Raw genomic sequence first — 4,837 nt, forward strand, 5'->3', positions numbered from 1 at the left:
TATTAACGATTTGTAAAGATCTTATCGATTAAACCGTATTCTAAAGCTTTTTCTGCTGTCATGAAGTTGTCGCGGTCTGTGTCGCGTTGTAGTACTTCAAGTGGTTGACCTGTGCGGTCAGCAAGAATTTGGTTTAGTTTTTCACGTAAGAATAGAATACGTTTAGCAGCGATTTCGATTTCAGTCGCTTGACCTTGTGCACCACCAAGTGGTTGGTGAATCATTACTTCACTGTTTGGAAGTGCATAACGTTTTCCTTTTTCACCTGCTGCAAGTAAGAATGCACCCATAGATGCAGCCATACCGATACAGATTGTTGATACTTGCGGTTTAATAAACTGCATTGTATCGTAAATTGCCATACCTGCTGTGATAGAACCACCAGGGCTGTTGATGTAGATGTGAATATCTTTTTCTGGATCTTGAGATTCCAAGAATAAAAGCTGGGAAACGATTGAGTTAGCTACGTTGTCATCAATTGCGCTACCAAGCATAATGATGCGGTCTTTTAATAGTCGAGAGTAAATATCGTAAGCGCGTTCTCCACGATTTGTTTGTTCAATTACTGTAGGAATTAAATTCATCTGTTATTTCCTCCTTATAAAGCTTTCTTAGTCTTATAATACAATTATGGTCAATAAAGGTCAAACGAAACCACTTTAAATCAAAAAAATATGTAGTTGTACCATGAAATATTCGCTATGTTTTTGAAATTCCCTGCTTATGTATCTTCAACATCATAACCGAATTACATAAATTTAAACGTTATAAAAACTGTAGAAAAAAGAAAAGAACGCCTTTTAACTGAAGCGTTCTTTCGATATCTATTCTTTTAAAAGATAGGTTACTTTATTTAAAATCTTTTCGATTTGTTTCGCGTTTTTACTATACATTTCGCTCGCTGATTTCGACTTTGTTTCTAAGGAAAATAGTTCAAGATCAGCATGACATTTTTTTAATGATGCCAATAATAAAGGTTTGTTTTGAGGAGAAGGCATTTGTAGTTTGTCATTATAAATGTCGATAGTCAGTTGTCCGTATGAATCAACTTGACCGAGAAAGACATTTTCGATAACAACACCGAGCTTTTCTAGTTCAGCATGTAGCCAAGCGCGGTTATGTCCACTTGCGGATAGCGGTTCATCTAAGACATTGCCATCCATAATAACAGTTTGTGGTTCTTTTTCGTTTGCTACTTTTAAACCGATGTCTTTTGCTGTAAGTGGCTGGGAATCTTTCTTTAATAATACATTTAATTCTCCGCTCGGTTCTAAGACAGCGAATTCGACTTCAGCTACGCTGAATGCACTTTTTCCTCTAAGTAGTTCAAGTAATTCGTCACTCGTATATTTTTCTTTCTTCAAGTTATCTTCGAGTATCTTTCCATCTTTTATTAATACGGTAGATTTCCCTTCAAAGAAGTCCCGAGCTGTTTTGTTCTTTAAAGAGAGGATTCCTGTGAAAAAAGGTACCGCAGCGAAAATGAGTATCGCAAAGACGCCGTGGAAAAATTTTGAATCGAGCCCTGTAGATACTTGGGCAGCGATGTCACCGATTGTCATTCCGGCTATGTATTCAAAAAAGGAGAGCTGAGAGATTTGTCTTTTCCCTAACCATTTCGTAATAGCGAATAAAATAATTAATATGAATACAGAGCGAAGAATGACAAGTGTCCATTCCGGCAGGTGAGACATAGTCATTTCCTCCAGTCTACTTAAAACCCTTTATATTGAGGTTCTTCACGTTCTAATACTGAAACTCTATTTTGTAAATCAGCGATGATGCTCTCCATTTCTAACATACATTCATGAAATACACGTTTTGATTCTGCGTCCTGTGAATGTAGTGAAAGGGAGCTCAAACTTGCTTGAGCGCCCCTTACACTAGCAAGGCAGGTTTTGACGCTAGCGATAACTGTCATACGAACACCTTATCCTTTCGGTTTGAATAGCAATGCTCCGATGAAGCCGAAAATAATAGCTGCGGATACACCGGCGCTTGTTACTTTAAACATGCCGGTAATAACGCCAACGATGCCATGTTTTGCAGCTTCTTCCATTGCACCGTGAACGAGGGCATTACCAAAGCTTGTAATAGGTACAGTTGCCCCAGCTCCAGCGAAATCAATTAATGGTTCATACAAATTGAATCCATCTAATATAGCTCCAGCAACAACGAGTGTTGCCATTGTATGAGCTGGTGTTAGCTTTCCAACATCAAACATAAGTTGGCCGATTACACATATAAGTCCGCCAATGACGAAAGCCCAGAAAAAAATCATTGCGTTGCACCTCCAAATTCAATCGAAACGGCATGAGCGATACACGGAATCGTTTCTTCTTGTTGGAATGTAAGTGGAGATAGTAAAGCGCCTGTCGCAACGACAAGTATTTTATTAAACTCTCCTCTTTTCATTCGGTTTAATAAGTGACCGTATACGACCGTTGCGGAACACCCTGGTCCACTAGCGCCAGCGATGACAGGTTGCCCTTCTCTATAAATGAGCAGCCCGCAATCTTGAAACTGTTCGCTCGTTACTTTCGTTCCGTGTTTATGTAATAAGTCATAAGCAATTTCGCGTCCTACATGTCCGAGGTCACCCGTTACGATTAAATCGTAGTAAGAGGCATCAATTTGTCGTTCGCGTAAATGGGCTTCAATTGTATCAACGGCAGCTGGAGCCATTGCACCTCCCATATTAAATGGATCTGTTAATCCCATATCAACCACTCGTCCGATTGTGGCAGATGTTACCCTAGGACCGTGTCCAGTATCGCTTAAAATAGCAGCTCCTGCTCCGGTTACTGTCCACTGCGCGGTAGGTGGTTTTTGCCCACCATATTCGGTAGGATAGCGGAACTGTTTTTCTACAGCTGTATTATGACTGGATGCACCAGTTAATAAATATTTTGCGCCTTTTGCATTTACGATACTTGCTCCAAGTGCTAAACCTTCCATAGAAGTAGAACAAGCGCCGAATAGTCCGAGATAAGGAGTGCCCAGTGTACGGCAAGCAAAGCTTGTAGGGGTAATTTGATTAATTAAATCGCCTGCGAGTACAAATTGAATATCGTCTTTACGAAGTTTTGCCTTTTCAGTAGCGCGGCTACAAGCTTCTTCGAACAAAATTTTATGTGCTTTTTCATAGGAATCTTGTCCGAGCCATAAATCTTCATGGAGGGTATCGAAGTCTTCTGGAATTTTGCCTTTAGCTTCAAACGGCCCGCCAACGACTCCCGTCGAAATAATAACTGGTTTGTTTTCAAATACCCACGTTCGGTGTCCTTGTAACATTTATAGCCCTCCCCATTGAACGAGAATCGTTTTAATAAGTGCGATGACGAAAGCGGAAAATACACCAAATAAAATAACAGAACCAGCTAATTTAAACATGTTACCACCAACGCCGAGTACAAAACCTTCTGTGCGGTGTTCGATACATGCGGCAATAACGGAGTTACCAAATCCAGTGACAGGTACAGCTGTGCCTGCTCCGGCAAATTGACCAAACCGATCGTATATACCAAATCCAGTTAATAACATGGAGATGAAAATAAGAGTTGCGACTGTTGGATTCCCTGCTGAGCGTTCAGTGAAATCGAAATACGTAATATAAAAAGTAGAAATGAGTTGCCCAATTAGGCAAATGAAACCACCAACGAAAAAGGCTTTTATACAGTTTTTTAAGACAGGACGCTTCGGTTCGCGTTCTTGCTCGAATTTTTTATATTCCTGTTGCACAGGGGTTAAGTTTTTATCTTTACTAGACATTGCAAACCTTCCTTTTCTTTTAAAAAGCGTTAAGTGTTAGACTCCATTTTTTTACCAATGAATTTTAATTGTTTATTAATTTCATCTTTAGATATTTTCTTTTCCTTAATTTTTCTTTCAAGCTTTTCAAGTAACATAAAGATTTTTTTATCTGTACTTACACGAACATCGAAAGTGGGGTGCTCATCACTTAGCTGCTTTTGGAGCTTCTTACGGAGAGGTTTTAATCCAAATCTTTCGTGATGCTCAGGTGTAACTGCTATGTAGAGATCTAAATTTGAATTTACTGCTGTACTTTTTATAATTTCATCCATAGTGAGAGCTCTTTTCTTGGCTCCTTGTGATATAGATTGATTAAAGGATTCCATACTCGTTTTTGTTAACTTTGGACCTTTCTCTTTCTCCGTTCGTTTTGCTTCTTCTTTCACTTTTTTATCTAAAGGACTATTATCACATCCGGTAAAAGAGCTAAATAGAAGGGCAAATAATACGGTTATGAGTCCGAGTTTTTGCATATTTATCATTCCATTTCTATTGCAATATGTAATGTGATAGAAAAAGGATGACTGCATATCATCCTTTTTCTATTTCACAGCAAGACTGATTCGTTATTGCTGTGAGTATTGTGGTTCTTCTTGTTTGACTTCTTCAACGCGTGGGTTTAAAGAATCGATAATCGTTTGTGTTTGCTGTGCAGCTGTTTGGAAAAGTTGCTTAGCTTGTTGGTTATCCGTATCAAGAGCGAATCCCTCTAAGCTAGCTTGTGCACTTTTTAATCCAGAAACAGTTTGTTTTAATTTCGTAATTACAGTCATTGAATGAAGCCTCCTTTGGAATATCAATTCAAAGATTATAATTTGTGAGTTGGGGTGAATTTATGATTGGAAAATTTAGGGGGGTGCTTTGTTAATATACTCATAACTAAGCGTCATAAAGGATTACGGGGATATTTTTATTGATTTAGATGGATTTTATTGCTATTATTATGAGAAGAAAATGAAGTGTTTTCTATTATCATGCGCCCATAGCTCAGTCGGATAGAGCGGTGGTTTCCGGTACCACGTCT

8 protein-coding genes are annotated in these 4,837 nt (G+C 38.7%); all 8 read right to left on the reverse strand.

Annotated elements, in window-relative coordinates:
• Nucleotides 1-2: 2 nt before the first annotated feature.
• The 8 genes from clpP to PDQ33_RS28265 all read right to left on the reverse strand — a co-directional run bounded on the left by clpP (nucleotide 3) and on the right by PDQ33_RS28265 (nucleotide 4,586).
• Nucleotides 3-584, reverse strand: coding sequence for an ATP-dependent Clp endopeptidase proteolytic subunit ClpP (clpP, locus tag PDQ33_RS28230; RefSeq protein ID WP_001049162.1), 582 nt, complete (start codon nucleotides 582-584; stop codon nucleotides 3-5).
• A gap of 240 nt (nucleotides 585-824) precedes the next feature.
• On the reverse strand, nucleotides 825-1,694 hold the full coding sequence (locus PDQ33_RS28235) for a DUF421 domain-containing protein (protein ID WP_016362034.1): 870 nt from the start codon (nucleotides 1,692-1,694) through the stop codon (nucleotides 825-827).
• 20 nt (nucleotides 1,695-1,714) lie between these two features.
• Complete coding sequence (locus PDQ33_RS28240) at nucleotides 1,715-1,921, reverse strand: DUF1657 domain-containing protein (RefSeq protein WP_000215901.1); 207 nt, start codon at nucleotides 1,919-1,921, stop codon at nucleotides 1,715-1,717.
• Between the two features lie 9 nt (nucleotides 1,922-1,930).
• Nucleotides 1,931-2,281 (reverse strand): stage V sporulation protein AE, encoded by a 351-nt coding sequence (gene spoVAE, locus PDQ33_RS28245; RefSeq protein ID WP_000575919.1) that lies wholly within the window; start codon nucleotides 2,279-2,281, stop codon nucleotides 1,931-1,933.
• Nucleotides 2,278-3,294: a stage V sporulation protein AD gene (gene spoVAD, locus PDQ33_RS28250; protein WP_000938965.1), complete on the reverse strand. Its 1,017-nt coding sequence runs from the start codon at nucleotides 3,292-3,294 to the stop codon at nucleotides 2,278-2,280. The genes spoVAE and spoVAD overlap by 4 nt, the downstream gene beginning before the upstream one ends.
• The gene (gene spoVAC / locus PDQ33_RS28255; protein WP_000095403.1) at nucleotides 3,295-3,771 is read right to left on the reverse strand and encodes a stage V sporulation protein AC; all 477 of its coding nucleotides are present in this window, start codon (nucleotides 3,769-3,771) and stop codon (nucleotides 3,295-3,297) included.
• A gap of 29 nt (nucleotides 3,772-3,800) precedes the next feature.
• Complete coding sequence (locus PDQ33_RS28260; RefSeq protein WP_001170597.1) at nucleotides 3,801-4,286, reverse strand: YhcN/YlaJ family sporulation lipoprotein; 486 nt, start codon at nucleotides 4,284-4,286, stop codon at nucleotides 3,801-3,803.
• Between the two features lie 93 nt (nucleotides 4,287-4,379).
• Entirely contained in the window at nucleotides 4,380-4,586 is a 207-nt protein-coding gene (locus PDQ33_RS28265; RefSeq protein WP_000216164.1) for a DUF1657 domain-containing protein, read from the reverse strand.
• Nucleotides 4,587-4,837 lie beyond the last annotated feature (251 nt).

It is taken from the genome of Bacillus cereus group sp. Bc031, assembly GCF_027716265.1.
Taxonomy (GTDB): Bacteria; Bacillota; Bacilli; order Bacillales; family Bacillaceae_G; genus Bacillus_A; species Bacillus_A paranthracis.